The organism is Gemmobacter caeruleus, from assembly GCF_008271655.1.
Taxonomy (GTDB): Bacteria; Pseudomonadota; Alphaproteobacteria; order Rhodobacterales; family Rhodobacteraceae; genus Gemmobacter; species Gemmobacter caeruleus.
Genome location: NZ_VKKX01000053.1, coordinates 32,272 through 58,547, shown reverse-complemented (window position 1 = coordinate 58,547; position 26,276 = coordinate 32,272). Strand labels below are relative to the sequence as shown.

29 protein-coding genes are annotated in these 26,276 nt (G+C 66.5%); 21 read left to right on the top strand and 8 right to left on the bottom strand.

Annotation, left to right across the window (positions count from 1 at the left end; all coding sequences use genetic code 11):
* The first annotated feature begins 35 nt into the window (after positions 1-35).
* The 16 genes from FOA17_RS18325 to FOA17_RS18250 all read left to right on the top strand — a co-directional run bounded on the left by FOA17_RS18325 (position 36) and on the right by FOA17_RS18250 (position 13,532).
* Positions 36-1,244, top strand: a complete 1,209-nt coding sequence (locus FOA17_RS18325; RefSeq protein WP_149142964.1) for a phage major capsid protein — start codon at positions 36-38, stop codon at positions 1,242-1,244.
* Between the two features lie 152 nt (positions 1,245-1,396).
* Complete coding sequence (locus FOA17_RS18320) at positions 1,397-1,993, top strand: head-tail connector protein (RefSeq protein ID WP_149142963.1); 597 nt, start codon at positions 1,397-1,399, stop codon at positions 1,991-1,993.
* Positions 1,990-2,328: a head-tail adaptor protein gene (locus FOA17_RS18315; RefSeq protein ID WP_149142962.1), complete on the top strand. Its 339-nt coding sequence runs from the start codon at positions 1,990-1,992 to the stop codon at positions 2,326-2,328. The genes FOA17_RS18320 and FOA17_RS18315 overlap by 4 nt, the downstream gene beginning before the upstream one ends.
* Positions 2,325-2,717 (top strand): DUF3168 domain-containing protein, encoded by a 393-nt coding sequence (locus FOA17_RS18310; protein WP_149142961.1) that lies wholly within the window; start codon positions 2,325-2,327, stop codon positions 2,715-2,717. Before FOA17_RS18315 ends, FOA17_RS18310 begins: the two co-directional genes overlap by 4 nt.
* Positions 2,718-2,790: 73 nt before the next feature.
* Positions 2,791-3,204 carry a phage major tail protein, TP901-1 family gene (locus tag FOA17_RS18305; protein WP_149142960.1) on the top strand — a complete coding sequence of 138 codons (414 nt, stop codon included), beginning with the start codon at positions 2,791-2,793 and terminating at the stop codon, positions 3,202-3,204.
* A complete protein-coding gene (locus FOA17_RS18300) occupies positions 3,204-3,533 on the top strand; it encodes a gene transfer agent family protein (RefSeq protein ID WP_149142959.1) in 330 nt (109 codons plus the stop codon). The genes FOA17_RS18305 and FOA17_RS18300 overlap by 1 nt, the downstream gene beginning before the upstream one ends.
* Complete coding sequence (locus FOA17_RS18295) at positions 3,530-3,817, top strand: rcc01693 family protein (RefSeq protein ID WP_149142958.1); 288 nt, start codon at positions 3,530-3,532, stop codon at positions 3,815-3,817. Before FOA17_RS18300 ends, FOA17_RS18295 begins: the two co-directional genes overlap by 4 nt.
* Positions 3,732-4,385: a phage tail tape measure protein gene (locus FOA17_RS18290; protein WP_149142957.1), complete on the top strand. Its 654-nt coding sequence runs from the start codon at positions 3,732-3,734 to the stop codon at positions 4,383-4,385. The genes FOA17_RS18295 and FOA17_RS18290 overlap by 86 nt, the downstream gene beginning before the upstream one ends.
* A 10-nt stretch (positions 4,386-4,395) precedes the next feature.
* Entirely contained in the window at positions 4,396-5,028 is a 633-nt protein-coding gene (locus FOA17_RS18285) for a DUF2460 domain-containing protein (RefSeq protein ID WP_149142956.1), read from the top strand.
* On the top strand, positions 5,028-5,915 hold the full coding sequence (locus FOA17_RS18280; protein ID WP_149142955.1) for a DUF2163 domain-containing protein: 888 nt from the start codon (positions 5,028-5,030) through the stop codon (positions 5,913-5,915). The genes FOA17_RS18285 and FOA17_RS18280 overlap by 1 nt, the downstream gene beginning before the upstream one ends.
* A complete protein-coding gene (locus tag FOA17_RS18275) occupies positions 5,912-6,352 on the top strand; it encodes an NlpC/P60 family protein (protein ID WP_149142954.1) in 441 nt (146 codons plus the stop codon). The genes FOA17_RS18280 and FOA17_RS18275 overlap by 4 nt, the downstream gene beginning before the upstream one ends.
* On the top strand, positions 6,353-10,249 hold the full coding sequence (locus tag FOA17_RS18270) for a baseplate multidomain protein megatron (protein WP_149142953.1): 3,897 nt from the start codon (positions 6,353-6,355) through the stop codon (positions 10,247-10,249).
* Positions 10,250-10,328: 79 nt separating this feature from the next.
* Positions 10,329-11,135 carry a serine O-acetyltransferase gene (cysE, locus tag FOA17_RS18265; protein WP_149142952.1) on the top strand — a complete coding sequence of 269 codons (807 nt, stop codon included), beginning with the start codon at positions 10,329-10,331 and terminating at the stop codon, positions 11,133-11,135.
* Between the two features lie 8 nt (positions 11,136-11,143).
* The gene (locus FOA17_RS18260) at positions 11,144-11,830 is read left to right on the top strand and encodes a lysophospholipid acyltransferase family protein (RefSeq protein WP_149142951.1); all 687 of its coding nucleotides are present in this window, start codon (positions 11,144-11,146) and stop codon (positions 11,828-11,830) included.
* Positions 11,827-12,771 (top strand): phosphatidate cytidylyltransferase, encoded by a 945-nt coding sequence (locus tag FOA17_RS18255; protein WP_149142950.1) that lies wholly within the window; start codon positions 11,827-11,829, stop codon positions 12,769-12,771. Before FOA17_RS18260 ends, FOA17_RS18255 begins: the two co-directional genes overlap by 4 nt.
* A complete protein-coding gene (locus tag FOA17_RS18250; protein WP_238991885.1) occupies positions 12,768-13,532 on the top strand; it encodes a CDP-alcohol phosphatidyltransferase family protein in 765 nt (254 codons plus the stop codon). The genes FOA17_RS18255 and FOA17_RS18250 overlap by 4 nt, the downstream gene beginning before the upstream one ends.
* A gap of 59 nt (positions 13,533-13,591) precedes the next feature.
* Here the strand turns inward: FOA17_RS18250 and FOA17_RS18245 are convergent, their stop codons facing one another.
* The 3 genes from FOA17_RS18245 to pdhA are packed head-to-tail and all read right to left on the bottom strand — an operon-like array spanning position 13,592 to position 17,251.
* Positions 13,592-14,869 carry a pyruvate dehydrogenase complex dihydrolipoamide acetyltransferase gene (locus tag FOA17_RS18245; RefSeq protein ID WP_149142949.1) on the bottom strand — a complete coding sequence of 426 codons (1,278 nt, stop codon included), beginning with the start codon at positions 14,867-14,869 and terminating at the stop codon, positions 13,592-13,594.
* An 8-nt stretch (positions 14,870-14,877) separates the two neighbouring features.
* Positions 14,878-16,248: a pyruvate dehydrogenase complex E1 component subunit beta gene (locus FOA17_RS18240; RefSeq protein ID WP_149142948.1), complete on the bottom strand. Its 1,371-nt coding sequence runs from the start codon at positions 16,246-16,248 to the stop codon at positions 14,878-14,880.
* A 13-nt stretch (positions 16,249-16,261) separates the two neighbouring features.
* On the bottom strand, positions 16,262-17,251 hold the full coding sequence (pdhA, locus tag FOA17_RS18235) for a pyruvate dehydrogenase (acetyl-transferring) E1 component subunit alpha (RefSeq protein ID WP_149142947.1): 990 nt from the start codon (positions 17,249-17,251) through the stop codon (positions 16,262-16,264).
* A 179-nt stretch (positions 17,252-17,430) separates the two neighbouring features.
* On the opposite strand from pdhA, the gene FOA17_RS18230 reads away from it, so the two are divergent.
* Positions 17,431-17,838, top strand: a complete 408-nt coding sequence (locus tag FOA17_RS18230) for an SRPBCC family protein (RefSeq protein WP_149142946.1) — start codon at positions 17,431-17,433, stop codon at positions 17,836-17,838.
* Here the strand turns inward: FOA17_RS18230 and FOA17_RS18225 are convergent.
* Both FOA17_RS18225 and FOA17_RS18220 read right to left on the bottom strand, forming a co-directional pair.
* Positions 17,835-18,131 (bottom strand): FtsB family cell division protein, encoded by a 297-nt coding sequence (locus FOA17_RS18225; RefSeq protein WP_149142945.1) that lies wholly within the window; start codon positions 18,129-18,131, stop codon positions 17,835-17,837. The two genes, FOA17_RS18230 and FOA17_RS18225, sit on opposite strands and share 4 nt — an antisense overlap.
* Before the next feature lie 138 nt (positions 18,132-18,269).
* On the bottom strand, positions 18,270-19,199 hold the full coding sequence (locus FOA17_RS18220; RefSeq protein ID WP_149142944.1) for a class I fructose-bisphosphate aldolase: 930 nt from the start codon (positions 19,197-19,199) through the stop codon (positions 18,270-18,272).
* 311 nt (positions 19,200-19,510) lie between these two features.
* On the opposite strand from FOA17_RS18220, the gene FOA17_RS20350 reads away from it, so the two are divergent.
* Positions 19,511-20,392: a calcium-binding protein gene (locus FOA17_RS20350; protein WP_149142943.1), complete on the top strand. Its 882-nt coding sequence runs from the start codon at positions 19,511-19,513 to the stop codon at positions 20,390-20,392.
* A gap of 83 nt (positions 20,393-20,475) precedes the next feature.
* On the opposite strand, the gene FOA17_RS18210 is transcribed toward FOA17_RS20350, so the two are convergent.
* Positions 20,476-21,570: a calcium-binding protein gene (locus FOA17_RS18210; RefSeq protein WP_149142942.1), complete on the bottom strand. Its 1,095-nt coding sequence runs from the start codon at positions 21,568-21,570 to the stop codon at positions 20,476-20,478.
* Between the two features lie 133 nt (positions 21,571-21,703).
* A complete protein-coding gene (locus FOA17_RS18205; RefSeq protein ID WP_149142941.1) occupies positions 21,704-22,891 on the bottom strand; it encodes a phosphoglycerate kinase in 1,188 nt (395 codons plus the stop codon).
* 135 nt (positions 22,892-23,026) lie between these two features.
* Between FOA17_RS18205 and FOA17_RS18200 the strand changes: the two genes are divergently transcribed.
* From FOA17_RS18200 to FOA17_RS18190, 3 genes are all read left to right on the top strand, one after another.
* On the top strand, positions 23,027-23,539 hold the full coding sequence (locus FOA17_RS18200; RefSeq protein WP_149142940.1) for a peptidylprolyl isomerase: 513 nt from the start codon (positions 23,027-23,029) through the stop codon (positions 23,537-23,539).
* On the top strand, positions 23,529-24,092 hold the full coding sequence (locus FOA17_RS18195; protein ID WP_149142939.1) for a peptidylprolyl isomerase: 564 nt from the start codon (positions 23,529-23,531) through the stop codon (positions 24,090-24,092). Before FOA17_RS18200 ends, FOA17_RS18195 begins: the two co-directional genes overlap by 11 nt.
* Before the next feature lie 169 nt (positions 24,093-24,261).
* Positions 24,262-25,053, top strand: a complete 792-nt coding sequence (locus tag FOA17_RS18190; protein WP_149142938.1) for a 3-methyl-2-oxobutanoate hydroxymethyltransferase — start codon at positions 24,262-24,264, stop codon at positions 25,051-25,053.
* A 90-nt stretch (positions 25,054-25,143) separates the two neighbouring features.
* Here the strand turns inward: FOA17_RS18190 and FOA17_RS18185 are convergent, their stop codons facing one another.
* Entirely contained in the window at positions 25,144-26,244 is a 1,101-nt protein-coding gene (locus FOA17_RS18185; RefSeq protein WP_149142937.1) for an anhydro-N-acetylmuramic acid kinase, read from the bottom strand.
* Between the last annotated feature and the right edge of the window lie 32 nt (positions 26,245-26,276).

The following is a 26,276-nucleotide window of genomic DNA, read 5'->3' as shown; positions in this document are numbered from 1 at the left end:
GCGGCCTTTCACGGAAACCTTTTGGGGAAAAGACGATGACCGAGACGAAGGCTCGGGCCGGGGGCGGCATGCCCATGGCCCCGAATACGGCCCTGGAACCGGAAGCGGAGGTGAAATCCGCGATGGCCGGTTTCCTGAATGAGTTCAAGACCTTTCAGGGCGAAATGAAATCTGCGTTGCAACAACAGGAAGAGCGACTGACCATGCTGAACGCCAAATCCGCGACCTATGGCCGCCCGGTGCTTTCGACCCAGGCGGAGATCGAGGTGCCCCATGTGAAGGCCTTTGACGCCTATGTGCGCACCGGCGATGACGACGCGCTGCGTGGCCTGGTGCTGGAGGGCAAGGCCATGTCCACCGCCGTGGCGGCCGATGGGGGCTATCTCGTCGATCCGCGCACCTCGGACAGCATCCGCTCGATGCTGGTTTCGACCGCCAGCCTGCGGGCGATTGCCAATGTGGTGCAGGTGGACGGGCCTTCGTTCGACGTTCTGATCGACCGCAGCGAGGTCGGCTCGGGCTGGGCTACCGAGGCGGGCGCGCAGGCCGAAACCTCGTCGCCGGCGATCGAGCGCATCTCGATCAAGCTGCACGAGCTGTCGGCCATGCCGAAAGCGAGCCAGCGTCTGCTGGATGACAGTGCCTTTGACGTGGAGGGCTGGCTGGCCGGCAAGATCGCCACGCGGTTCATTCGCGCGGAATCGGCGGCCTTCATCAATGGCGATGGCGTGGACAAGCCCAAGGGCATCCTGCTGCCGACCAAGGTGGCGAATGCCTCCTGGGCCTGGGGCAGCCTTGGCTATGTGCCGACGGGTGCGGCGGCGGATTTCGCCACCACCAATGCCAGCGACTGCATCGTGAACCTGGTCTATGCCCTGGGCGCCGATTACCGCGCCAATGCGGCCTTCATCATGAATTCCAAGACCGCCGGCGCGGTGCGCAAGATGAAGGATGCCGATGGCCGCTTCATGTGGGGCGACAGCCTGCAAGCGGGCGAGCCGCCGCGCCTGATGGGCTATCCGGTGCTGATCTGCGAGGACATGCCGGATGTGGGCGCCAATGCCTATCCGATCGCCTTTGGCGATTTCGCGGCCGGCTATACCATCGCCGAACGCCCCGACCTGCGCGTGCTGCGTGACCCGTTCTCGGCCAAGCCGCATGTGCTGTTCTACGCCTCCAAGCGGGTGGGCGGCGACATCACCGACTTTGCGGCGATCAAGCTGCTGAAGATCGCCACCGCCTGATCGGGTGACGGATGGTCCGGGCCGGCAGGCCCGGATCTCAGGACGCGTGCCGGACCGGCGCCTTCTAGCTGCTTCCCCCCCTCTGTCCGAGTGGCACCGGGGCGCGCGTCCGACCCCGGGCAGAGGGGCCACAGGATCATCGGAGCAGGACCATGATGTTGATCGAGCAGACCACGGTGCCGCAGGCGGCGCTGCCGGTCCAGAAATTCAGGGACCATCTGCGCCTTGGCACCGGCTTTGCCGATGACGGGGTGCAGGACGGGCTGGTGGAAAGCCATCTGCGGGCGGCACTGGCGGCGATCGAGGCGCGGATCGGCAAGGCGCTGCTGAGCCGGCAGTTCAAGCTGGTGCTGGAGGATTGGCGCGACCCGGCGGCGCAGGCGCTGCCGCTGGCGCCGGTTTCGGCCATTGACAGCGTGACGCTGGTCGAGGCCGGGGGGGCTATGCAGGTCGTGGCGACGGCACGCTATCGGCTGCGGCTGGACCGGCATCGCCCGCGGCTGGTCGGCGTTGGCATGATGCTGCCCACGGTGCCGACTGACGGCCGGGTGGAGATCGTGTTCACCGCCGGGTTTGGCCCGGACTGGGCGGATATCCCGGCCGATCTGGCACAGGCGGTGTTGCTGCTGGCGGCGCAATTCTATGAAAACCGCCATGCGTCCGGGGCGGTGGCCGGGGTGCCGCCGATGGTGCAGGCGCTGATCGGCAAATGGCGCAATGTGCGCGTGCTGGGCGGGGGTGAGGCATGAGCGCGCCGCATCTGACCCGGCAGCTGCTGCTGGAGGAAAAGACCCAGATCGCCGATGGCGCTGGGGGTTTTGACACGGTGTGGACGGGGCTGGGCCAGATCTGGGCCGAGCTGCGCCCCGGCACCGGCCGCGATGTGGCGGGCGAAGAGGTCACTTTGGCCTCGGTCGGCTATCGCATCACGGTGCGGGGGGCGGCGCAGGGGGCGCCGTCGCGGCCGCGCCCGGGGCAGCGGTTTCGGGATGGCGCGCGGGTCTTTTCCATCGTCGCCGTGACCGAAGCCGATGCCGCGGGCCAGTTCCTGACCTGTTTCGCACGCGAGGAGATCCCGGCATGAGCTATGGCAGCGCGGCCGCCTTGCAGGCGGCGATCTATCAGCGGCTGGTGGCGGAATTGCCGGGCGTGGCGGTGCATGACGCGCTGCCGCCGGGCGGGGGCAGCGGCACCTTTGTCGTGCTGGGCCCCGAAGAGGCGCTGGATGCCGGCGACCAGAGCGGCGCGGGCACCGATCACCGGCTGGTGGTCAGCGTGATCTCGGACGCGACGGGGTTTCTTCAGGCGAAGGAAATCGCGGTCGGCATCTCGGACGCACTGGTGGGGGCCGATCTGGTGCTGAGCCGCGGTCGCCTGGTCTGGCTGCGTTTCGTCAAGGCCAATGCGCGCCGGCTGGATGCGGGCGCGGCGCGGCGCATCGACCTGCGCTTCAGCGCCCGGGTCGAGGACTGAGCGGCGCATCACCCGAAATCAGGCAGGCCCCGCCGGGGCTTGCTAGACGATCATCGCAATATCGGAGACTGTCATGGCAGTGCAAAGCGGCAAGGATCTGCTGATCAAGATCGACATCAACGGCAGCCAGCAATTCGAGACCATTGCGGGGCTGCGCGCCTCGCGCATCAGTTTCAACGCCGAAACGGTGGATGTGACCAGCCTGGAAAGCACGGGCGGCTGGCGTGAATTGCTGGCGGGGGCGGGGGTGCGGTCGGCCTCGATCTCGGGGTCGGGGGTGTTCCGCGACGCCAATACCGACGAACGCGCCCGCCAGATCTTTTTCGACGGCGAGGTGCCGAATTTCCAGGTCATCATCCCCGATTTCGGCGTGGTCGAGGGGCCGTTCCAGATCACCGCCATCGAATATGCGGGCAGCCATAACGGCGAGGCGACCTATGAGCTGACGCTGGCCTCGGCGGGCGCTCTGGTGTTCACGGCGCTCTGATGGCGAACCCATGGGCAGGCGAGGTGGCGCTGGTGATCGACGGCCAGCGCCATTTGGCGAAGCTGACGCTGGGCGCGCTGGCCGAACTGGAGCCGACGCTGGAGGGCGGTGGGTTGATCGACCTGGTGGAGCGGTTCGAGGCGGGGCGCTTTACCACGCGCGACGTGCTGGCGCTGATCGTGGCGGGGCTGCGGGGCGGCGGCTGGCAGGGCGGCGCCGCCGACCTGCGCCAGGCCGAGATCGCGGGCGGACTTTACGGCGCCGCGCGCATCGCGACCGAGCTGCTGGCGCGCGCCTTTGGTCGGCCCGATGCGGGCGGCGGCGCATGAGCCGGTGCCTCGACTGGCCGGGGCTCATGCAGGCGGGGCTGAAGGGGCTTGGCCTGTTGCCCGCCGATTTCTGGCGGCTCAGCCCGCTGGAATTGCGGATCATGCTGGGGGCGGAAACGCTGGCCCCGGCGCTGACACGGGCGCGGCTGGACGAACTGGCGCGCGCCTTTCCCGATGTGAAGCAGGAGGGCCCGGCGCATGGCGCAGACCGAAACGCTGGAAGACCAGATCGCGGCGCTGGAGGCGACGCTGACGGGCACGGGCGGGGTGGTGACCGCCTTTGACGGCGAGCTGTCGCGGCTGCGCGACAGTCTCGTCTTTACCGGGCGCGAGGTGGACAACCTGGCGACCGGTATTGGCCGCGGGCTGCGCGGTGCCTTTGACGGGCTGGTCTTTGACGGGATGAAGCTGTCGGACGCGCTGAAATCGGTGGCGCAGACGATGGTGGACACCGTCTATAACGTGGCGATGAAGCCGGTTCAGGCGGCTGTCGGCGGCTTTGTCGCCGAGGGGCTGAACGGGCTGATGAGCAGTTTCATGCCCTTTGCCAGGGGCGGCGCCTTCAGCCAGGGCCGCGTGATGCCCTTTGCCAAGGGGGGCGTCGTCGCATCGCCGGTCAGTTTTCCCATGCGGGGTGCGACCGGGCTGATGGGCGAGGCCGGTCCCGAGGCGATCATGCCGCTAACGCGGGGTGCCGATGGCCGGCTGGGCGTGCAGAGCGCGGGCGGCGGACGGCCGGTGACCGTGGTCATGAACATCACCACGCCCGACGTGCAGGGCTTCCAACGCAGCCAGAGCCAGATCGCGGCCCAGGCCAGCCGCGCGCTGGCCCGTGGGCAGCGCAACCGCTGAGGAGGGGATCATGGGGTTTCACGAAGTGCGCTTTCCCGCCAATCTGAGCTTCGGCTCGGTCGGTGGGCCGGAGCGGCGGACCGAGATCGTGACGCTGGCCAACGGGTTCGAGGAGCGCAACACGCCCTGGGCCCATTCGCGCCGCCGCTATGATGCGGGGCTGGGCCTGCGGTCGCTGGACGATGTGGCGGAGCTGATTGCCTTTTTCGAGGCACGGCGCGGGCAGCTTTACGGGTTTCGCTGGAAGGACTGGTCGGATTACAAATCCGGCCCGTCCTCGCGCGCGGTGACGGCTTTTGATCAGGTGCTGGCGACCGGCGATGGCAGCCAGACGGTGTTCGAGCTGATCAAGACCTATCGTTCGGGCGCGCAGAGCTATGTGCGCCCGATCGCCAAGCCGGTGAAGGGAAGCGTGAAGATCGCGGTCGATCGCGACGAAAAGGTCGCGGGGCTGGAATATGATCTGGATACGCGCATGGGGCTTGTGACCTTTGAGACCGCGCCGCCGCGGGGCGCGGTGATCCATGCCGGCTTCGAGTTCGACGTGCCGGTGCGCTTTGACACCGACCGGATCCAGACCTCGGTCGCGTCGTTCCAGGCGGGCGATGTGCCGAATGTGCCGGTGGTGGAGGTGCGGGTCTGATGAGCAAGGCGGATCTTCACGCGCATCTGGCGACCGGCACGACCAATGTCTGCCAGGCTTGGGCGCTCACACGGCGAGACGGGGTGGTGATGGGCTTTACCGATCATGACCGCGACCTGAGCTTTGGCGAAATCGTCTTTCGTGCCAATACCGGGCTGACCGCCCGCGCGCTTCAGCAGGGCACGGGGCTGGCGGTGGACAATACCGAGGCCATGGGCGCGCTGAGTGATGGTGCGATTTCCGAGGCCGATATCCTGGCGGGCCGCTATGACGGCGCCGAGATCCGGGTCTGGCTGGTCAACTGGAAGGATGTGGCCGACCGGCAGATGTTGTTCCGCGGCTCGCTGGGCGAAATCACCCGCGCGGGCGGTGCCTTCAATGCCGAATTGCGCGGCCTGGCCGAGCGGCTGAACGTGCCGCAGGGGCGGATATATCACCGGCTTTGCGGTGCGGCCCTTGGCGATGCGGCTTGCGGGTTTGACCTGACCCTGCCGGGCTATGCAGCGGAACGCAGCGTCAAGGCGGTGTCGGAGGGGGCGTTGCTGACCCTGTCGGGTATGGCAGCCTTTGAGGATCGCTGGTTCGAGCGCGGGCGGCTGACGGTGCTGACCGGCGCCGCAGCGGGCCTGACTGTGATGATCAAGGCCGACCGCGCCGAAGCGCAGGGGCGTCGCAGCGTGGAGCTGTGGCAGGCCCCCGGGGCGGCGCTTGTCCCCGGAGATCAGGTCCGGCTGGAGGCCGGCTGCGACCGCAGGGCAGAAACGTGTTTGGCAAAGTTCAACAATTTCATGAACTTTCGCGGCTTTCCTCATATTCCAGGTGAGGATTGGCTGTCGTCTTACCCGTCTTCGGCTTCGGTCAATGACGGGGGGAGCTTGCAGCGATGACGGGCGCGGCGGTGGTCGCAGAGGCGCGGCTTTGGCTGGGCACGCCCTATCTGCATCAATGCGCGACGCGGGGTGCTGGCACCGATTGCCTTGGCCTGCTGCGCGGGATCTGGCGCGCGCTGTACGGCGCAGAGCCGGAAGACGTGCCAGATTACACGAAGGATTGGTCAGAAGCCTCTGGAATCGAACGGCTTCATGCGGCTGCGGTTCGGCACCTGATCGCAAGGCCGCTGGCATCGCCGTCGGTCGGCGACGTGATCCTGTTTCGCATGCGCGAGGGGGCGGTGGCCAAGCATCTGGGTATTCAGGCCCGGGTCGGGGCGCAGCCCAGCTTCATTCACGCCTATACGGGGCATGGTGTGGTCGAAAGCCCGCTTTCCGCCCCCTGGCAGCGCCGCATCGTGGCGCGATTTGCTTTTCCTGAAGGAGCCGAATGAATGGCGACGATACTGCTTTCCGCCGCAGGGGCTGCATTTGGTGCGGGCTTTGGCGGCACGGTTCTGGGTCTGTCCGGCGCGGTGATCGGTCGGGCCATCGGGGCGACGGTCGGTCGCGCCATCGACCAGCGCATCCTGGGCGGCGGCGCCGAGGCGGTGGAGGTGGGCCGGGTGGAGCGGTTCCGCCTGATGGGCGCCTCGGAGGGGGCGGCGGTCGCGCAGGTCTGGGGGCGTATGCGCGTCGCGGGCCAGGTCATCTGGGCGACGCGGTTTCAGGAAAGCGTCAATAGCTCGGGCGGCGGCAAGGGCACCCCGCAGCCCAAGACCACCAGCTACAGCTATTCGATTTCGCTGGCGGTCGCGCTGTGCGAGGGGGTAATCGGCGGCATCGGGCGCATCTGGGCCGATGGGGTCGAGATCGCGCCGGGATCGCTGAACCTGCGGGTCTATCGTGGTGATGAGGCGCAGCTGCCCGACCCCAAGATCGAGGCGGTGGAAGGGGCGGATAAGGCGCCGGCCTATCGCGGCATTGCCTATGTCGTGATCGAGGATCTTGAACTGGGCCGCTTTGGCAACCGGGTGCCGCAATTCTCGTTCGAGGTGGTGCGCCCGGCGCAGGGCGCGCTGGCCGATGCGATGACCGATATGCGCCGCGCGGTGCGCGGGGTGGCGTTGATCCCGGGCACGGGGGAGTTCTCGCTGTCCACGACCAAGGTGCATTATGCCCAGGGGGACGAGGTCTTGCGCTCGGCCAATGTGCATACGCCGCAGGACAAGACCGATCTTGCCGTGTCGCTGGACCAGCTGGAGATGGAGTTGCCGGAATGCGGCTCGGTCTCGCTGGTCGTGTCGTGGTTCGGGGGCGATCTGCGTTGCGGCGCCTGCGAGATCCGCCCCAAGGTCGAGCAGCTTGATCTGGAGGGCAAGGGCCAGACCTGGAGCGCGGGCGGCATTGGCCGCGCCGCGGCGCAGGAGGTGCCGCGCATCGACGGGGCGTCGATCTATGGCGGCACGCCCTCGGACGCGTCGGTGGTGGAGGCGATCCGCGCGCTGCGGGCGCGTGGCAAGCAGGTCATGTTCTACCCCTTCATCCTGATGGACCAGATGGCGCAGAACAGCCTGCCGAACCCCTGGACCGGCGAGCCGGGCCAGCCGCCGCTGCCCTGGCGCGGCCGGATCACGCTGGACAAGGCCCCCGGCCAGCCCGGCAGCACCGACCGTTCGGCGGCGGCGGCGACCGAGGTCAGCGCGTTTTTCGGAAGCGCTGCCCCGTCGGATTTCAGCACCAATGGCGAAACTGTCGCCTATGCAGGCCCGGATGAGTGGCGCTTTCGCCGCTTCGTGCTGCATTATGCCCATCTTTGCGCGGCGGCGGGCGGGGTGGATGCGTTCTGCATCGGGTCGGAGATGGTGGCGCTGACCCAGATCCGCGGCGCGGGCGACAGCTTTCCCGCTGTGGCGGCGCTGCGGGTGCTGGCCGCCGAGGTGCGCGCCATTCTGGGGCCGCAGACCAAGATCTCCTACGCGGCGGACTGGAGCGAATATTTCGGCTATCATACGGGGCGGAATGTGTATTTCCACCTCGACCCGCTTTGGGCCGACCCGAATATCGACTTTGTCGGGATCGACAACTACATGCCGCTGTCGGATTGGCGGGATGGCGAGGATCACGCGGATGCGGCCTGGGGTTCGGTGCATGCGCGCGATTATCTCATGGCCAATGTCGAGGGAGGCGAGGGCTTTGACTGGTATTATGACAGCCTCGAGGGCGAGCTGTCGCAGCGTCGCAAGCCGATCACCGATGGCGCCTATGACGAGCCTTGGGTGTTTCGCTACAAGGATATCCGGTCCTGGTGGTCGGAGCTGCACTTCAACCGGCTGAACGGTGAACGCGCGGCGGCGCCGACCGATTGGGTGCCGCAATCCAAGCCGATCTGGTTCACGGAATATGGTTGCGCGGCGATCGACAAGGGGGCCAATCAGCCCAACAAGTTCCTCGATCCGAAATCGTCGGAATCGATGCTGCCGAAATTTTCCAGCGGTCGGCGCGATGACCTGATGCAGTTCCAGTATCTTGTCGCAATGCGCGACCACTGGCGCATGCCTGAGAACAACCCGGTTTCGCCGATCTATGAAGGGCGGATGATCGACTGGAGCCGTGCCCATGCCTGGGCCTGGGATGCGCGGCCCTTTCCGGCCTTTCCCAACCAGATGGATGTCTGGTCGGATGGCGACAATTATCAGCGCGGCCATTGGCTCACGGGACGGGCCAGCAACCAGTCGCTTGCCGCCGTGGTCGCCGAGATCTGCGAACGCGCGGGCATGACGCGGATTGATGTCAGCGATCTGCGCGGCGTGGTGCGGGGCTATGCGCAGGAACAGGTCGGCTCGGCCCGTGCGGCCTTGCAGGCGCTGATGCTGGCGCATGGTTTCGATGCGGTGGAGCGCGAGGGCGTTTTGCGGTTCCGCATGCGCGATGGTCGGGTGACGCGCGACCTTGATCCGGCGGCGCTGGTGCTGGGCGGCGATGCCGCGGCGCCCCTGGAGGTGCAGCGCAGCCCCGGGGTCGAGGTGGCGGGGCGGGTGCTGATCGGGCATTACCGCGCGGAGGCGGATTTCGAGATGCGGGTTTCGGAAACCCGGCTGCCCGACGAAACCTCGCCCGCGGTATCGCAGACCGATCTGCCGATGCTGCTGACCTCGGCCGAGGGGATCGGCATCGCGGAACGCTGGCTGTCGGAGGCGCAGGTGGCGCGCGACACTGCCCGCTTTTCGCTGCCGCGCAGCCAGCTGGAGCTGGGCGCGGGCGATGTGGTGCAAATGGGGGGCGAGCGCTATCGGATCGACCGGGTCGAGCAGACCGAGGTGCAGACGATCGAGGCGGTGCGCACCGAGCCGGGGCTTTACCGCCCCGCCGATGTCGCGGCAGAGCAAGGGCCCTCGCGCAGTTTCGTGCCCGATCTGCCGGTCTATCCGGTCTTCCTCGATCTGCCGCTGTTGACCGGCGACGAGGTGCCGCATGCGCCACATGTCGCGATTTCCGCCCGTCCCTGGCGGGGGCCGGTGGCGGTCTGGTCCTCGGATGAAGATGAGGGCTATACGCTCAATCGCACCATCGCGGCGGGGGCGACGGTGGGGCGCACGGAAACGGCGCTGAAGACCGCGGCGGCCGGCCTGTGGGATCGCGGCGCGCCGCTGCGGGTGCGGCTGAGTTCGGGGAGCCTTTCCTCCGCCTCGGCGCGGGCCGTGCTGAACGGGGCCAATGCGATGGCCATCGGCGATCCGGCGACCGGCGACTGGGAGGTTTTTCAGTTCTGCAAGGCCGAGCTTGTCGCCCCCCGCACATGGGAGCTTTCGACCCGGCTGCGTGGTCAGCTTGGCACCGATGCGATCGCGCCGCAGTCCTGGCCTATCGGGTCACAGGTCGTGCTGCTGGACCGGACGCCGGTGCAGCTCGATCTGGCGACCTCGGCGCGGGGCTTGCCGCGGCATTACCGGGTTGGCGTGGCCAGCAAGGGCTATGAGGGCAGCTCGGTCGTGCATGTGGAGCGCAGCTTTGACGGGGTCGGGCTGCGGCCCTATGCCCCGGTGCATCTGCTGGCCGAACGCGGGGCGTCGGGCGATGTGGCGCTGCGCTGGATTCGCCGGACGCGCATCGACGGCGACAGCTGGCAATCGCAGGAAGTGCCTTTGGGCGAGGAGAGCGAGCGTTATCGCATCACCGTCTGGCATCAGGGCACGCTGTTGCGCGACCATGAAACCACCAGTCCCGCCTGGACCTGGACAGCGGCGCAACAGGCCGCCGATGGTGCCAGCGGCACGGTTCAGTTCCGCGTGGCGCAGATCTCGGCCCGTTTTGGCCCGGGGCCGGCGCGTGAGATCAGCCTGACGTTGTGACGCGGCGGATCGCGGTCGCAGGCTGGTCGTTTCCGGATTTGGTTGTATATTATGCAGGAGAACCAGACGGAGGCGCATCATGGCCGAGACGATCCAGAAATTGCAGACGCTTGACCCGGTCTGGTCGCGCGTCTGTGACGAGGCGCGCGCCGCATTGGCAATCGAGCCGCTGCTGGGCGGGCTGGTGCATTCCAGCCTGCTGCACCATCCGACGATGGAACGCGCGCTGGCCTACCGCTTTTCGCTCAAGCTCGCCTCGGGCGAGATGAGCGAGCAGTTGCTGCGCGAACTGGCGGACGAGGCCTATGGCGCCGATGCGCAATTGGGGCAGGCGGCCCGCGCCGATCTGGTGGCGGTCTATGACCGCGATCCGGCCTGCCACCGCTATTTGCAGCCGCTTCTGTTCTTCAAGGGCTATCAGGCGGTGCAGGCCTATCGCGTCGGGCATTGGCTGTGGTCGCAGGGGCGGCATGACATGGCCTATTTCGTGCAGATGCGGGTGTCCGAGGTGTTCGGCGTGGATATCCACCCGGCGGCGCAGATCGGGCGGGGCATCATGATCGACCATGCCCATTCCATCGTGATCGGCGAAACGGCGGTGGTGGGGGACAATGTTTCCATGCTGCATTCGGTCACGCTGGGCGGCACCGGCAAGGAAGACGGCGACCGCCATCCCAAGATCGGCAATGGCGTGCTGATCGGGGCCGGGGCCAAGGTGCTGGGCAATATCCATATCGGCCATTGCACCCGGATCGCTGCCGGGTCGGTGGTGTTGCAGGACGTGCCGCCCTGCAAGACGGTGGCGGGCGTACCGGCGCGCGTGGTGGGTGAAGCCGGCTGCGACCAGCCGGCACTGACCATGAACCAGGTCGTGCAGCCTGAGTGAGGCCCGGAATGGACCAGCCCGGGATCGCGCCGCAGGATCCGCCCCCGCCGGGGCGGCTCCGGGCTTTTGCGGCGGTGATTGCGGGCAAGGCCATCACGCTTTTTGCCCGCATTGTCACCGCGCCCCGCGCGCTCTGGACCGGGATCGAGCCGGTGCCAGCGCAGCGGATCTATTACGCGAACCACACCTCCAACGGTGATTTCGTGCTGATCTGGACGGTGTTGCCCGCGATGTTGCGGCGGCGCACGCGGCCGGTTGCAGCGCTGGATTACTGGCTGGCGCGGCCGCTGCGGGCCTTTATCGGGCGCGATGTGTTTCGCGCCGTGCTGATCGACCGCCGCCCCGAGCAGCGGGTGGAGGATCCGGTGACGCTGATGGTGGCGGCCCTGGATCAGGGCGATTCACTCATTCTCTTTCCCGAAGGGCTGCGCAACATGGGCGAGGCGCCGCTCTTGCCGTTCAAGTCGGGGCTCTATCATCTGGCGCGGCAGCGGCCTGGCGTCGATCTGGTGCCGGTCTGGATTTCCAACCTCAACCGGATCATGCCCAAGGGTGAGGTCATTCCCCTGCCGCTGATCTGCACGCTGAATTTCGGCGCCCCGCTGCATCTGGAGCCGGATGAGCCGAAAGAGACCTTTCTTGCGCGGGCCGAGGCGGCGCTTCTGGCGTTGCGCCAGACCGGAGGGACGCCATGACCTCGCCGCATCTGATCTATCTGCTGGCGGGGGTGGCCGGGATCCTGATCGTCGCGACGATCATCGGCGAGGTGCTGCGCGCCCGTATCGCCCCCGACGGATCAAACCCGGTGATCGAGAATCTGAACGCCCGCATCGCCGCCTGGTGGGGAATGGTCGTGCTGCTGGCACTGGCCTTTCTGGCCGGGCGCGCGGGGGTCGTGGTGCTGTTTGCCGTGCTGTCCTTTGCCGCGCTGCGGGAATTCCTGACCCTGACGAGCAAGGCGCGCGCCGATCACTGGGCCTTGCTGGGTGCCTTTTTCATCGTGCTGCCGCTGCAATACTGGCTGGTCGCGATCGAATGGTACGGGCTCTATTCCGTGCTGATCCCGGTCTATGCCTTTCTGCTGATGCCGGTGGTGTCGGCGCTCCGGGGCAGCCCGGCGGGGTTTCTGGCGCGCGTGGCCGAAAGCCAGTGGGCGCTGATGATCTGCATCTATTGCGTAAGCCATGTGCCGGCGCTGCTGTCGCTGCATATTCCGGGCTATGAAGGGCGCAATGTCATCCTGATCGCCTGGCTGATCTTCACCGTGCAACTGTCGGATGTCATGCAATATGTCTGGGGCAAGCTGGTGGGCCGTCGGCCGCTGGCGCCCAGCCTGTCGCCCTCGAAGACCTGGGAGGGGCTGGTGGGCGGCGTGCTGACCGCCTCGGCGGCGGGGGCCTCGCTCTGGTGGATGACGCCTTTCTCCCTGCCACAGGCCGCCGCGCTGGCGCTGGTCGTGACGCTGATGGGCAGTTTCGGCGGGCTGGTCATGTCGGCCATCAAGCGCGACAAGGGCATCAAGGATTGGGGCCATCTGATCGCCGGTCATGGCGGCTTTCTCGACCGGCTGGACAGCGTGGTCTTTGCCGCCCCGATCTTCTTTCATCTGGTTCGCTACGGCTGGTCCCTGACATGAGCGATTTGCGCGACATCTTCACGACGCTTGAGGCGGCTGAGGCCGAGGCGAAGGCCCGCTACCCCGATGATCCCGCCACGGCCGAGGCTCCGGCACCCGATCCGGCGCGGGGCGATCCGGCCGAGGGGAACCGCCGCCCGATCGCCAGCCGCAACAGCCGCTGGGCGCAGAAAGCCGCGCTCTGGCTGGCGGAACATGATTTTACCCCCGACCAGATCTCGCAGGCCTCGATGGTTTTCGGGCTGCTGGGGTTCCTGTGTCTTTGGGGGGCTTCGGCCACGCTGGGACCGTTGCAGGCGATGGCGCTGACGCTGGCCGCCGTCACGATGCAGGCGCGGCTCTTGTGTAACCTGCTTGACGGGATGGTCGCGGTGGAGGGCGGGCAGGGCGCGCCCTCGGGGCCGTTCTGGAACGAGGCGCCCGATCGGGTGGCGGACCTGCTGTTTCTCTGGGGGGCGGGGCTGGTCGCGGGAAGTGCGGCGCTTGGGCTGGCGGTTGCGGCGCTGGCCGTGGGCACCGCCTATCTGCGCGAACTGGGCCGGGCCGAGGGGTTCACCCCCGATTTCTCGGGGCCGATGGCCAAGCCGCACCGGATGGCCGCGCTGACAGTGGGCGCACTGGTCGCGGCCTTTCTGCCGCTGACGGTGACGGCGGCCACGGTGATGCAGTTGACGCTTTGGATCATTCTGGTCGGGTTGCTGGTGACGCTTGGCCGGCGCAGCTGGCGCCTGCTGGCCGCCCTGGAAAGCCGGGCGCGCTGAACCAAAACAAAACCCCCGGCGTCGCCGCCGGGGGTCTTTTTCTGTCGCACAAGGCCGGATCAGGCCAGCATGGTCATCGGGTTTTCCAGGTTCTCGATGATCGCCTTGAGGAAGGCCGCGCCAAGCGCGCCGTCGATCACCCGGTGATCCACCGACAGCGTCATCGACATCATCGTCGCCACCACGACCTCGCCCGCCTTGTTCACCACGGGCTTCTTCACCCCGGCGCCCACGGCCAGGATGGAGGCCTGCGGCGGGTTGATGACGGCGTCGAAATTCTCGACCCCCATCATGCCGAGGTTGGAAATCGCAAAGCTGCCGCCCTGATATTCATGCGGGGCCAGCTTCTTGGATTTGGCACGCGCCGCCAGATCCTTCATTTCGGCCGACAGGGCCGAAAGCGATTTCTTGTCGGCGTCCTTCAGGACTGGCGTGAACAGCCCGCCCTCGATGGCCACGGCCACCGCCACATCCGACGGTTTCATCTTCAGCACCCGGTCGCCCGCCCAGACGGCGTTGCAATCGGGCACCTGCTGCAAGGCCAGCGCGCAGGCCTTGATGATGAAGTCGTTGACGCTGAGCTTGACCCCGCGCCCTTCCAGCGACTTGTTGATCTGTTCGCGGAAGGCCATCAGCGTATCGAGTTGCACCTCGCGGCGCAGGTAGAAATGCGGGATGGTCTGCTTGGCCTCGGTCAGGCGCGCGGCGATGGTGCGGCGCATCCCGTCCAGCGGCATTTCCTCATAGGCGCGGTCGGCATAGATCTTCTTGATCGCATCGGCCGAAGGTGCCGCCGGGGCGGGTGCCGCCGCCGGGGCGGGTGCCGCGGCTTTCGGGGCCGCCGTGGCGCCCTCGACATCGGCCTTGACGATGCGGCCATGCGGACCCGAACCCTTGACCGAGGTCAGATCCAGCCCCTTTTCCGCCGCGATGCGACGGGCCAGCGGCGAGGCAAAGACCCGCGCGCCCCCCGATGCAACGGGCGCTGCCGGGGCAGGCGCCGCCGCAGCAGCGGCAGCGGGGGCAGTCGGCGCGGCAGGGGCCGCAGCTTCGGCCTTGGGCGCGGGCGCCGCAGCAGCGGCCGAGGCATCCTCGCCCTCCTCCAGCAGCACGGCGATCGGGGTATTCACCTTCACCCCCGCGCTGCCTTCGGCGATCAGGATCTTGCCGATCACGCCTTCATCCACGGCCTCGAATTCCATCGTGGCCTTGTCAGTCTCGATCTCGGCCAGAACCTGACCGGATTTCACCTCGTCGCCTTCCTTCACCAGCCATTTGGCCAGCGTGCCTTCTTCCATCGTGGGCGAAAGCGCGGGCATCAGAACCTGGATTGCCATGTCACACCTCAGCGATAGCAGACGGATTTCACGGCTTCGACCACTTCGGCGGTCGTCACCAGCGCAAGTTTCTCAAGGTTGGCCGCATAGGGCATCGGCACATCCTTGCCACAGAGGTTGATCACCGGCGCGTCGAGATAATCGAAGGCGCGCTGCATGATCACCGAGGAGATGTGGTTGCCGATGGAGCCCACGGGGAAGCCTTCCTCGACCGTGACGCAGCGGTTGGTCTTCATGACCGAAGCCAGCACCGTGTCATAGTCGATGGGGCGCAGGGTGCGCAGGTCGATCACCTCGGCGCTGATGCCCTCGGCGGCCAGCTTGTCGGCGGCCTCCAGCGCATAGGTCATGCCGATGCCGAAGCTGACGATGGTGACATCGCTGCCCTCGCGCCAGATGCGGGCCTTGCCGAAGGGGATGGTGAAATCGGGCAGGTCCGGCACCTCGAAGGATTTGCCGTAGAGGATTTCATTCTCCAGGAACACCACCGGGTTCGGATCGCGGATCGCCTGTTTCAGCAGGCCCTTCGCATCGGCCGCCGAATAGGGCATCACCACCCGCATGCCGGGGATGGCGGCATACCAGGCCGCGTAATCCTGGCTGTGCTGTGCGCCCACCCGGGCCGCAGCGCCATTCGGGCCACGGAAGACAATGGGGCAACCGAGCTGACCGCCGGACATGTAGTTGGTCTTGGCGGCCGAGTTGATCAGGTGGTCGATCGCCTGCATGGCGAAGTTGAAGGTCATGAACTCGACAATCGGGTTCAGACCGCCCCAGGCCGCGCCGACGGCGATGCCGGCAAAGCCGTGTTCGGTGATCGGCGTGTCGATCACGCGCTTCGGTCCGAATTCATCCAGCAGGCCCTGGCTGATCTTGTAGGCGCCCTGATATTCGCCCACTTCCTCGCCCATCAGGAACACGTTGCCATTGCCGCGCATTTCCTCGGCCATGGCTTCGCGCAGTGCCTCGCGCACGGTCATGGTCTTCATCGGCGTGCCTTCGGCCCAGTCGGGCGAGGCCTTGGAGACGACCGCGACCGGCGCCTTGGGTTCCGCCGGGGCCGCTGCTGCTGCGGCGGCGGGTGCCGCGGCGGCCGCCGCCGGGGCAGGGGCCGCGACGGCGGCATCGGCGCTTTCGCCTTCCTCGACCAGCACGGCGATCGGGGTATTCACCTTCACGCCGGCGCTGCCTTCGGCCACCAGGATCTTGCCGATGATCCCCTCATCGACCGCCTCGAATTCCATCGTGGCCTTGTCGGTCTCGATCTCGGCGATGATCTGGCCGGATTTGACCACATCGCCCTCTTTCACCAGCCATTTGGCCAGCGTGCCTTCCTCCATGGTCGGAGAAAGCGCGGGCATAAGAACTTGAATTGCCATGTCTTTCCCCCCCTCAGGCGTAGATATCGGTATAAAGCTCGGACAGCGCCGGTTCCGGGCTTTCCTTGGAGAATTCGGCCGCCTCGTTCACGATGGCCTTGATCTCCTTGTCGATGGCCTTCAGATCCTCGTCCGAGGCCAGACCGCCTTGCGTCAGCAGGTCGCGGACATGCTCGATGCAGTCCTTCTCGGTCTTGATCTTCTCGACCTCCTCGCGGGTGCGATATTTCGCCGGGTCCGACATGGAATGGCCGCGATAGCGATAGGTCATCATTTCCAGGATATACGGGCCCTTGCCCGCGCGGCAATGCGCCACGGCCTTTTCGGCGGCGGCCTTCACGGCCAGCACGTCCATGCCATCCACCTGCTCACCCGGAATGCCGTAAGCCTCGCCCCGGCCATAAAGCGTGACCGATTTGGTCGCGCGCTTCATGCTGGTGCCCATGGCATATTGGTTGTTCTCGATGACAAAGATCACCGGCAGGTTCCACAGTTCCGCCATGTTGTAGGTCTCGTAGACCTGGCCCTGGTTGGCCGCACCGTCGCCGAAATAGGTGAAGGTGACGTTGTCATTGCCCTTGTACCAGTCCGAGAAGGCAAGCCCCGCGCCCAGCGGCACCTGCGCGCCCACGATGCCATGGCCGCCGTAGAAATGCTTTTCGCGGCTGAACATGTGCATGGAGCCGCCCTTGCCCTTGGAATAGCCGCCCTCGCGCCCGGTCAGTTCGGCCATCACGCCCTTGGGGTCCATGCCGCAGGCCAGCATATGCCCGTGATCGCGGTAGGAGGTCAGGCGCTTGTCGCCCTCTTTGGTGGCCGCTTCCAGCCCGACGACCACGGCCTCTTGCCCGATATAAAGGTGGCAGAAGCCGCCGATCAGCCCCATCCCGTAAAGCTGCCCGGCCTTTTCCTCGAACCGGCGGATCAGCAGCATTTCGCGGTAATATTTCAGAAGTTCCTCTTTCGAGACATTCGGTCTCTCCGGTGCCTTCCTGGCGGCCATGCGGCTTCCTCCCATGAAAATGGTTCAGTGTTGAACTATCTTGCTCATATCGGAAAAAATTGGCCGCGCCAAGCAAAACTCTCGCCGCGATGCGGCGGGTGCGCGCCGCCGCGCAGCGATTTTTCCGCTTGCATCGCCGGGCGTGGGCTGGCTCACTCACCGGGTGAGGGAGGCCCGAGATGCAGATCACCGTCCAGACCCTGATCCATGCGCCGCTGGCAACGGTCTGGCGCTGCTGGACAACGCCGGAAGACATCTTGGCCTGGAACGCGGCGTCGGAGGATTGGCACACCACCGAAGCCGAGGTCGATCTGCGCGAGGGCGGGCGGTTCCGGTCGCGGATGGAGGCCCGCGATGGCAGCATGGCTTTCGATTTCGAGGGGGTCTATACCGCCGTCATCCCCATGGCGCTGCTGGAGGCTGAGTTCGGCGGTCGCCGCCTGCTTGTGGAATTTGCCGAAGGGCCGCAGGGCGTGACGGTGCGCGAAACCTTCGATGCCGAAGATACGCATCCGGTCGAGATGCAGCGCAGTGGCTGGCAGGCGATTCTCGACCGTTTCAAGGCCCATGCCGAGGCGCGGGCCTAGCGGATCACCACCTCGTCGGCGCGAATATAGCCCAGCACGTCGCGCACCTGTTCATCCAGCAGATCGAGATCCAGATAGGCATCCGACAGGCGATGCGTGCGGTTCTGCAATTCCGCCAGCTCGCGGCGCAGGCGATCACGCTCGGCGCTCAGTGCCTCGGCCTCGGCGCGGATCTGGGCGCGGCGGAACAGCCCGAAATCACCCTGCACGGCCGCAAAGGTGAAATATGCGCCAAGGCCAAAGGCCAGGGCGAAGATCATCAGGCTGCCGATCGAAAGGCGATGAGGGGTCATGCTCGTCTCTGGATGCGCCCCTCGTTCGCTGGGGGCGATACCCTTTTATGCCACAGGCGAATCGCCTTGTGAATCAGGAAATTGCGCCAGAGTCAGAGATTTGCGGGGCGGCGATGTGGCGCCGCCCGCGCGGGCCGTTCAGGCCTTGCCCTTGTAGATGTCCACCAGCTTGCCCAGCATGGCCAGCGCATCCTCGCGCGAGCGTTGAAAGCTGTTGCGGCCGATGATCGACCCGTTGCCGCCGCCGTCGCGGATGGCGCGGGCATCGCCGAACACCGCATCCGCCCCCTTGGCCGCCCCGCCCGAGAATACGATCAGGCGCCGGCCGTTGAAGCTGGCCTGCACGCAATGGCGCACGCGGGCGGTCAGGTCGGAAATGTCGATCTTTTCCTTGTCATAGACCTTCTTCGCCTCGGGCTGCATCAGATGGTCGGTGGACAGCTTGATCTTGATGATATGCGCGCCCAGCAGGGCCGCGATATGCGCGGCATAGGCCGCCACATCCACCGCCGTCTCGCCATCCTTGGTCACCGCCTCGCCGCGCGGATAGGACCAGATCACGGTGGCGATGCCCTTCGACGCGGCCTCGCGGCGCATCTCCACGATCTCCTCGAACATGTCGAGCGCCATGTCCGAGCCGGGATAGATGGTAAAGCCGATGGCGGCGCAGCCCAGCCGCAGCGCATCATCGACCGAACCCGTCACCGCCTGGTTCTTGCCCGCGCTGTCCGACATCAGGCTGTTGGCGCTGTTGACCTTGAGGATGGTGGGGATCTGCCCGGCAAAGGTATCGGCCCCGGCCTCCAGCGGCCCCAGCGGCGCGGCATAGGCGCTCAGCCCCGCGTCGATGGCCAGCTGGTAATGGTAATGCGGATCATAGCCCGCCGGGTTGGGGGCAAAGCTGCGGGCAGGCCCGTGTTCAAACCCCTGATCGACCGGCAGGATGATCATCTTGCCGGTGCCGCCCAGCTTGCCCTCCATCAGGATGCGGCAGAGATTGCCCTTCACCCCTGCATTCTCGCCTTCATACTGGCTCAGGATCTTCTGGACTTGCCGGGTCGCACGCATGAAAAAAGCTCCTCTCTCATCCTGCGCCGGACGGGGCGACAGGCCATGTTTCCCTGCCTATTCGGCTGTAGGGCATCGCGCAATTCTGTTTGCGCTAGCACGCAGGGCCGAGCTGCGGACCCGGCGCGAATCGGCCTGTGGATTGTTTCGGTTTCCCGGCGTGGCAGGCGGGCCGGGGCGGGATTGATCCTGCGCGGGCATGCAGTTCCGGCGCCGCCGCAGCCGTCGCTTGACTTGCATCGAAGCTTTCGCAAATTCGTTTCAAGATGGAACCAGTGGCCGGACCCTTGTCCGGATGAGGAGTAGTGACCATGACCCGCCTGACCACCACCGACAATATCAAGCGCGGCCTGGACCTGTCGCAATTCGACGATGCGGTCTTTGGCCCGCTCAATGCCCGCGACCCCGAAGCGCTGTTCGTCACGCTGGGTGGCAAGCGGCTGCAACTGAGCGGCGATTACAGCTATGAAGGCGGGGCGCTGACCGGTGACATCACCGGCATTTCGCTGCGCACGCTCAGCCCCGAAGGCCGGGTGACGGTGGCGCAGTTTTCCAATCTGGCGGTGACGGGAAGCGATCTGCTTGACCTGATTGCCGACAGCCGCGATGGCGATGCGTTCTTTTCCGCGCTGTTTGCCGGCAATGATCGGGTGATCGGGTCCGAATGGCGCGACCGGCTGGAAGGGCAGGCTGGCAATGACACGCTCAACGGGGCGGGCGGCAATGACACGCTGCTGGGGGGCAATGGCGCCGACTGGCTGCGCGGCATGGGCGGGACCGATCTGCTGATCGGCGGCAATGGCGCCGACCGGCTGGAGGGCGGTTATGCCGATGACACGCTGCGCGGTGGCGCGGGCGACGATTACCTGCTGGGTGGCGGTGGCCGCGACCTGCTGGAGGGCGGCGGCGGCCATGACCGGCTGCGCGGCGGCGCGGGCAATGACGTGTTTGTCTTCCGCGGTCGCCATGGCGCGGATGTGGCGGGCGATTTCACCCTCGACGATACGATCGTGCTGGGCGACGCCTATTGGCAGGGGATGGAAAACGCGGCCGCGCTGCTGGAGACCTATGCCCGCGTGCTGGAGGGCGGCATCGTGATCGAACGCGGCGGCAATGCGATCTTCGTGCATGGCGTCACCGATCTGGGCGATTTCGCCGACCGGCTGCGGACCGAGGATCAGGTCTTCGGCTGATCCCGCATCACGATGCGAAAAGGCCCGCCGGATGGCGGGCCTTTGTCATTTCGACCGGGTCCGATCAGAAGACCGGGCTCCGATCAGAAGATGAAATTGTCTTCGGTCAGGAATTTGAGCGCCGTGCCCTTGAGCAGCAACTCCACCACGTCGCCGTCGCTGTCCATCAGGCTGACCTTCACGCCGCCCTGCACCTTGCGCAGTTCGAACCCGTCTTCCAGACCCAGATCGCGATCCGCCCAGGTCACGTCGAACAGCGACAGTTCCACCACGTCGTGATGGGTGCCGCGTGCGTGGAAATCATGCACCACCGCGCGCCCGTCATCGGCGATATCGGCGAAATCGGCCGGCGAAAGCAGTACGAAAGTATCGGCGCCATAGCCGCCAAAGGCCTTGTCGCCGCCCGAGACATAGATACGGTCCGCGCCGCGCCCGCCGAACATGCGGTCGGCCCCGGCCATGCCGTTCAGCTCGTCATCGCCGGCAAAGCCGCGCAGCGTGTCATTGCCCGCGCCGCCGATGATGAAATCGTCGCCCTTGCCGCCCGGCAGCGAATCCGCGCCATCGCCGCCCTCGATCGGCGCGGCGGGGGCGGCCGGCGCGCTCAGCCCCGGCAGCGGGACGATCATCAGGTTTTCCTGGGTGAGTTCGCGGGGCAGGGTGTTCTTGACCAGGATTTTCTGGATATTGCCGCCCACATCGCGGGTGGTGATCAGCGTATCCGCGCCTTTGCGCACGATGGAAAAGCCGTCGCCGATATCACCATCGCGATCCTTCCATTCGAACCTGAAATAGCCGGCAAGCTGGATCACGTCATGCAGATAGCCCGCATCCTTGAAGTCGGTGATGATCGACCGGTTCGCGGTGCCCAGGCCCAGGCCCAGATTGACCCCGACCATCATGAAGAAATCCAGGCCGCCGCCGCCCGTCACCGTATCGGCGCCCAGAAGCGTGATCGCATCATTGCCCAGGCCGCCCTTGATCACATCGCGGCCCATATTGCCGTCGAGAATGTCATTGCCGCCATAGCCGATGAGCGTGTCATTGCCGCCCATGCCGAAAAAGGTGTCGCCCTTGGAGGTGCCGACCTTGCGTTCGCTGCGGTTGGTGCCGGTCCAGATATTGCCGACAGTGGGAAGTCCGGGAATGTCGGGGAGGGTGTAATGGTCAATCGTCATGGTTTGCCCTGGGGTGCTGAAAAATGATTTGGCCTGCCCAAAGGCAGGCCAGCGGACGCTAGCAACCGTCCTGAATCGCGTCAATTGTGGCTTTCGCCACGCCGCGCAAATGGCGGCACTGTGGCCGAAACGCTCAGCCCAGGGCGGTGACCCCGGGCAGATCCTTGCCCTCCATCCATTCGAGGAAGGCGCCCCCGGCGGTGGAGATGAAGCTGAAATCGCCCGCAGCGCCGGCCTTGTTCAGTGCGGCCACGGTATCGCCGCCGCCGGCGACCGAAATCAGCTGGCCCGCGCGGGTCAGTTCGGCCGCGGCGCGCGCGGCGGCATTGGTGGCGGCGTCGAAGGGCTCGATCTCGAAGGCGCCCAGCGGGCCGTTCCAGATCAGCGTCTTCGCCCCGGCAAACACCGCGCGGATCGCGGCCACCGTCTGCGGCCCGGCATCGAGGATCATCGCATCCGCCGGGCAGGCGCCGGTCGCCACGGTTTCATTCGCGGCCCCCGCCTTGAATTCGCGCGCCACGACCACATCCACCGGCAGATGGATGGTGCAGCCCGCCGCCTGCGCCTTGCCGAGGATCTCGCGCGCGGTCTCGGCCATGTCGCGTTCGGCCAGCGATTTGCCGACCTCCACGCCCTGCGCCACGAGGAAGGTATTGGCCATGCCGCCGCCGATCACCAGATGATCGACCTTCGACACCAGATTGCCCAGCAGGTCGAGCTTGGTCGAAACCTTGGCGCCGCCCACCACGGCCACCACCGGACGCTGCGGCGCGCCAAGGGCGGCCTCCAGCGCGCGCAGCTCCGCCTCCATCAGCCGGCCCGCGGCGGCGGGCAGCAGATGGGCCAGACCGGCGGTCGAGGCATGCGCCCGATGCGCGGCCGAAAAGGCGTCGTTCACATAGACATCGCCAAGCGCCGCCATGCCCTGCGCCAGTGCCGGATCATTCTTTTCCTCGCCGGCATGAAAACGGGTGTTTTCCAGCAGCACCACATCGCTGCCCGTCGCCGCGTCGATCGCCGCCTGCGCCGGGGCGCCGATGCAGTCAGACCCGAACACGACCTTGCGGCCCAGGGCCGCTTCCAGCGCGGTCTTCACATGGCCAAGGCTCATCTCCGGCACGACCTTGCCCTTGGGCCGGTCGAAATGCGCCAGCAGCACCACCTTGCCGCCCTTGCCCTGGATATCCTTGACCGTGGGCACGATCTTTTCGATCCGGGTGGCATCGGTCACCACGCCATTTTCCATCGGCACATTGATATCGACGCGCACCAGCACCGTCTTGCCGTTCAGGTCGATATCGTCGAGCGTCTTCCAAGCCATCGGAGCCTCCGCGAAAAGCTGTCGCCCCTCTTTCCGCCGAACCGGCCCCCGCGTCAACCGCTCACGCGGGTTTGCCCTTTCCCTTGAACGCCCGCGCCTTTACGGTGCGCCCAGCGAAAGAGGAGACCGACCGACATGGCCGAGATCAAAGACCCCGAAAATACCGTCATCATCACGCTGAAAGACGGCGATGTCGTCATCGCCCTGCTGCCCGAAGTGGCGCCGAAACATGCCGAGCGGATGAAGGAACTGGCCCGCGCCGGCAAATATGACAACGTGGCCTTCCACCGCGTGATCGACGGCTTCATGGCGCAGACCGGCGATGTGGAACATGGCAATATGGAAAGCCCCGCCTATAACGCCCGTCGTTCGGGCACCGGCGGGTCGGATCTGCCGGATCTGCCGGCCGAGTTTTCCAAGCTGCCGCATGATCGCGGCACGCTGGGCGCTGCGCGGTCGATGAACCCCAACAGCGCCAACAGCCAGTTCTTCATCAACTTCAAGGACAACCATTTCCTGAACGGCCAGTATACCGTCTATGGCCGCGTCATCTCGGGGATGGAACATGTGGACAAGATCATGCGGGGCGAGCCGCCGGCCAGCCCCGACCGCATGATCAAGGTGCAGGTGGCCGCCGATGTTCAATAAGCTCAGCCTCGCGGCGCTCTTGCTGATCGCCGCCCCCGCCTTTGCCGAAACCGACGGCCCCGGCCCCAATCTGATGATTGAGGTCGGGGGGGAGGCCAAGGGCGAGATTGTGATCGACCTGGCCGATCACGTCGCCCCCAAACATGTGGCGCAGATCGTCGCGCTGGCCAAGGAAGGCGCCTATGACGATGTGGTGTTCCACCGCGTCATCGACGGTTTCATGGCGCAGACCGGCGATGTGCAATATGGCAAGGGCGGCGGCAGCGCGCAGGCCGGGATGGGCGGATCGCATCTGCCCGACCTGCCGGCCGAGTTTTCCAACCTGACCTTCGACCGCGGTGTCGTGGGCATGGCGCGGTCGGCCGATCCCAATTCGGCCAACAGCCAGTTCTTCATCATGTTCGCCCCGGCGTCGCATCTGGACGGGCAATATACCGTCGTGGGCCGGGTCATTTCGGGCATGGAGGTGGTCGATGCCATCAAGAAGGGCACCGGCCGCAATGGCGAGGTGGAAAGCCCCGACCGCATGGTCAAGGTGACCGTTCAGGAATGATCGTTTGCAAACGATCGTTCATATCGCTTGAAAAGGGGCCGCAAGGCCCCTTTTTGCATGGCCTGCCCGGGCGGGTGACGAGAATTGACGGTTTCTGCGCCGGTCCCTCTGCCCCGGCAGGGGCGCTTGCGCCATCCTGCGCGGCAATGACCGCAAAGGAAGACCCGTCATGCGCCATGCCAGACTGACCGTCGCCGATCTGCGCGCCCTCAAGGGGCGGCGCAAATTCTCCATGCTCTATGTCGAGACCGAGGACGAGGCCCGCGCCGCCGCCGAGGCCGGCATCGACATGCTCTCCATCGTGGAAACCTTCTGGACGCCGGCGATGCGGGCGGCGGCGGGCGATTGCTTCGTGCAGGTGGGATTGCTTTATGGCCATCACGTCACCGCCGAGGATTACCTCCGCGCCGCACATCGGCATCTGCGCACGGGGGGCGACAGCTTTTATTGCGCGGGGTCGTTCGACACCATCGCCCGGCTGACCGATGAGGGGATCCCGGTGATCGGCCATGCCGGGCTGGTGCCGTCGCGCGCGACCTGGACCGGCGGGTTCAAGGCCGTGGGCAAGACTGCCGAAACCGCGCTGGCGCTGTTTGACGATATCCGCCGGTTCGAGGAGGCGGGCGCCATCGGGGTGGAGCTGGAGGTGGTGCCCGACCGCGTGGCGTCAGAGATCGCGCGCCGTTCGCCGCTGATCCTGCTGGGCATGGGGGCGGGGCCGCATGCCGATGCGCAATATCTGTTCGCCGAGGATGTGCTGGGCTGCACCCGTGGCCACAAGCCGCGCCATGCCCGCGGCTATGCCGATTTTGCCAGCGAATACGCCCGCTTGCAGCAGATGCGCGTCGCGGCCTTTGCCGCCTTTCGTGACGAGGTGCAGGTCGGCGCCTACCCCGCGCCGCAGCATGTCGTGGCGATGGCGGATGAGGAATATGAACGCCTGTTGGCGGCGCTGACCTAAGGGCCCTGCCTTGGCCTGTCTGGCCGCCGCCGGAGGGGTTTTGCACCCCTCCGGACCTCCCCGCAGGATATTTTTGAACAGATGAAGCGGTCAGAGGCCGGGTTGCGCGATGCGCCCGCCGCCGACTTGCGCCATGACGCCGGTGGTCGAGGGGCCGGAGGTGGGCAGGCCACGCGCAACCCGCACCGCGAGATAGGCGAAGGCCTGCGCCTCCAGCATGTCGCCGTTCAGGCCGACCGCCTCGACCGGGGCGACGGGGCAGGGAACGAGTTCCGCCAGATGCGCCATCAGCGTGGCATTGAGCCGCCCGCCGCCGGTGACCAGCAGGCGCGAGATCGGCGCGGGGAAATGTTCGGCGCCGCGGGCCACGGCCTCGGCCGCGGCGCGGGTCAGGGTGGCGGCGGCATCGGCATCGTCGAGATCGGCCACGGCAGCCAGCAGATCGTGAAAATCGTTGCGGTCCAGCGATTTGGGCGGGATGCGGTGGAAATAGGCGCTGGCGAGGAAGCCCGCGATCAACTGGCCCTGCGCCCGGCCCGTGGCGGCCAGCGCGCCGCCCGCATCGCAATCCTGCCCGCGCCGGGCCTGCATCAGATCGTTGATCGGCGCATTGGCGGGGCCGGTATCGAAGGCCAGCACCGCGCCCGCATCTTCGGGCGCGGGCTTTGCGGGATCGACCCAGGTCACATTGCCGACGCCGCCGAGATTGAGAAAGGCCAGCGGTTCGGTCGCGCCGATATGGCGGGCCAGCGCGTGATGGAAATAGGGTGCGAGCGGCGCGCCCTGGCCACCAAGCGCCACATCGGACGAGCGGAAATCCCAGACCACCGGCAGGCCCAGCACCTCGGCCAGCACGGTGCCGTCGCCGGCCTGATGGGTGCCGCGCCCGCGGGGATCATGGGCAAGGGTCTGGCCGTGAAAGCCCACCAGCGCCGCCGCCCCGAACTGGCTGAGCAATTCGGCATGGGCGGTTTCCACCACCTCGGCCGCGGGTTCCACCTCGGGGTCGCCGGGCCAATGGCCAAGACCCGCGCGCAGGATCGCGCGTTCCTCGGCATCATAGGGGCGATAGCCGGTTTCGCCGAAATCGAGGATGCGCTGCCCGTCGGTCAGCACCAGCGCCGCATCCACCCCGTCCAGCGAGGTGCCCGACATCGCGCCCAATGCCCAGACCGGCCCCGGTTTCAACATGGCTTCCCCTCATGCCCTCGCACCGTTATACG

What these genes read in the sequence shown, in the direction of transcription:
- FOA17_RS18255 (WP_149142950.1), top strand. Translation starts at nt 11,827, where the DNA reads ATGACCTCGCCGCATCTGATCTATCTGCTGGCGGGGGTGGCCGGGATC.
- FOA17_RS20350 (WP_149142943.1), top strand. Translation starts at nt 19,511, where the DNA reads ATGACCCGCCTGACCACCACCGACAATATCAAGCGCGGCCTGGACCTG.
- FOA17_RS18190 (WP_149142938.1), top strand. Translation starts at nt 24,262, where the DNA reads ATGCGCCATGCCAGACTGACCGTCGCCGATCTGCGCGCCCTCAAGGGG.
- FOA17_RS18250 (WP_238991885.1), top strand. Translation starts at nt 12,768, where the DNA reads ATGAGCGATTTGCGCGACATCTTCACGACGCTTGAGGCGGCTGAGGCC.
- FOA17_RS18195 (WP_149142939.1), top strand. Translation starts at nt 23,529, where the DNA reads ATGTTCAATAAGCTCAGCCTCGCGGCGCTCTTGCTGATCGCCGCCCCC.
- FOA17_RS18225 (WP_149142945.1), bottom strand. Translation starts at nt 18,131, where the DNA reads ATGACCCCTCATCGCCTTTCGATCGGCAGCCTGATGATCTTCGCCCTG.
- FOA17_RS18185 (WP_149142937.1), bottom strand. Translation starts at nt 26,244, where the DNA reads ATGTTGAAACCGGGGCCGGTCTGGGCATTGGGCGCGATGTCGGGCACC.
- FOA17_RS18280 (WP_149142955.1), top strand. Translation starts at nt 5,028, where the DNA reads ATGAGCAAGGCGGATCTTCACGCGCATCTGGCGACCGGCACGACCAAT.
- FOA17_RS18275 (WP_149142954.1), top strand. Translation starts at nt 5,912, where the DNA reads ATGACGGGCGCGGCGGTGGTCGCAGAGGCGCGGCTTTGGCTGGGCACG.
- FOA17_RS18270 (WP_149142953.1), top strand. Translation starts at nt 6,353, where the DNA reads ATGGCGACGATACTGCTTTCCGCCGCAGGGGCTGCATTTGGTGCGGGC.
- FOA17_RS18320 (WP_149142963.1), top strand. Translation starts at nt 1,397, where the DNA reads ATGATGTTGATCGAGCAGACCACGGTGCCGCAGGCGGCGCTGCCGGTC.
- FOA17_RS18240 (WP_149142948.1), bottom strand. Translation starts at nt 16,248, where the DNA reads ATGGCAATTCAAGTTCTTATGCCCGCGCTTTCTCCGACCATGGAGGAA.
- FOA17_RS18285 (WP_149142956.1), top strand. Translation starts at nt 4,396, where the DNA reads ATGGGGTTTCACGAAGTGCGCTTTCCCGCCAATCTGAGCTTCGGCTCG.
- FOA17_RS18300 (WP_149142959.1), top strand. Translation starts at nt 3,204, where the DNA reads ATGGCGAACCCATGGGCAGGCGAGGTGGCGCTGGTGATCGACGGCCAG.
- FOA17_RS18205 (WP_149142941.1), bottom strand. Translation starts at nt 22,891, where the DNA reads ATGGCTTGGAAGACGCTCGACGATATCGACCTGAACGGCAAGACGGTG.
- FOA17_RS18200 (WP_149142940.1), top strand. Translation starts at nt 23,027, where the DNA reads ATGGCCGAGATCAAAGACCCCGAAAATACCGTCATCATCACGCTGAAA.
- FOA17_RS18290 (WP_149142957.1), top strand. Translation starts at nt 3,732, where the DNA reads ATGGCGCAGACCGAAACGCTGGAAGACCAGATCGCGGCGCTGGAGGCG.
- FOA17_RS18220 (WP_149142944.1), bottom strand. Translation starts at nt 19,199, where the DNA reads ATGCGTGCGACCCGGCAAGTCCAGAAGATCCTGAGCCAGTATGAAGGC.
- FOA17_RS18260 (WP_149142951.1), top strand. Translation starts at nt 11,144, where the DNA reads ATGGACCAGCCCGGGATCGCGCCGCAGGATCCGCCCCCGCCGGGGCGG.
- cysE (WP_149142952.1), top strand. Translation starts at nt 10,329, where the DNA reads ATGGCCGAGACGATCCAGAAATTGCAGACGCTTGACCCGGTCTGGTCG.
- FOA17_RS18325 (WP_149142964.1), top strand. Translation starts at nt 36, where the DNA reads ATGACCGAGACGAAGGCTCGGGCCGGGGGCGGCATGCCCATGGCCCCG.
- FOA17_RS18245 (WP_149142949.1), bottom strand. Translation starts at nt 14,869, where the DNA reads ATGGCAATCCAGGTTCTGATGCCCGCGCTTTCGCCCACGATGGAAGAA.
- FOA17_RS18295 (WP_149142958.1), top strand. Translation starts at nt 3,530, where the DNA reads ATGAGCCGGTGCCTCGACTGGCCGGGGCTCATGCAGGCGGGGCTGAAG.
- FOA17_RS18305 (WP_149142960.1), top strand. Translation starts at nt 2,791, where the DNA reads ATGGCAGTGCAAAGCGGCAAGGATCTGCTGATCAAGATCGACATCAAC.
- FOA17_RS18310 (WP_149142961.1), top strand. Translation starts at nt 2,325, where the DNA reads ATGAGCTATGGCAGCGCGGCCGCCTTGCAGGCGGCGATCTATCAGCGG.
- pdhA (WP_149142947.1), bottom strand. Translation starts at nt 17,251, where the DNA reads ATGGCCGCCAGGAAGGCACCGGAGAGACCGAATGTCTCGAAAGAGGAA.
- FOA17_RS18210 (WP_149142942.1), bottom strand. Translation starts at nt 21,570, where the DNA reads ATGACGATTGACCATTACACCCTCCCCGACATTCCCGGACTTCCCACT.
- FOA17_RS18315 (WP_149142962.1), top strand. Translation starts at nt 1,990, where the DNA reads ATGAGCGCGCCGCATCTGACCCGGCAGCTGCTGCTGGAGGAAAAGACC.
- FOA17_RS18230 (WP_149142946.1), top strand. Translation starts at nt 17,431, where the DNA reads ATGCAGATCACCGTCCAGACCCTGATCCATGCGCCGCTGGCAACGGTC.